Origin of the sequence: Rothia sp. HMSC072B04 (assembly GCF_001813725.1) — a bacterium.
GTDB classification, from domain to species: Bacteria; Actinomycetota; Actinomycetes; order Actinomycetales; family Micrococcaceae; genus Rothia; species Rothia mucilaginosa.
On record NZ_KV813805.1, the window covers coordinates 1 to 508 of the forward strand.

Consider the following 508-nt stretch of genomic DNA (forward strand, 5'->3'; position numbering starts at 1 on the left):
CCGGCAGGTTCTTCACCTCGGGTGAGCCAGCCAGCTGGTACAGGTACTCCAGCAAGCGGCCGCGCGAAATGGTCATGACCTCATTCGGCAGGGACCACTCATCGATGTTATACAGCTCAGCAACCTGATCCTTCGTAATCAGGCCGACACACTCCGCCCACTGCCAACTGTTCATAGCGTTCCTGCCGTATTCGCCGTACATTTCGAAACAGCTGACATTAGCCTTGGGTTCTTCAGTAGGCTGTGCAGGTTTCGGATCAATATGCGCAGCCTGGGCCACGCCCTGACCCATGAAGCCCATAGCCAGTGCCAACAGTGCCGCCGCGCCCCGGGTTGAAAGGGTTTTCTTCATTTTTCTATCCTCGGTGAAAGGTGTGAGATTGGAAGAAGAGTGAATTTCTTTGACCATACTCAGAACCTGCACCCTGCGCAATCAACTACACCTGGCGTGCAGGCGGATGCGGCGAAAGACACAACAAAAAGGGGGCGTGCCCACCGCCTCCAGCAC

The 508-nt window shown here is 55.9% G+C and carries 1 pseudogene; it reads right to left on the reverse strand.

Annotated elements, in window-relative coordinates:
* A pseudogene (locus HMPREF2928_RS06595) lies at positions 1–352 on the reverse strand (hypothetical protein); the annotation flags it as partial.
* Positions 353–508 lie beyond the last annotated feature (156 nt).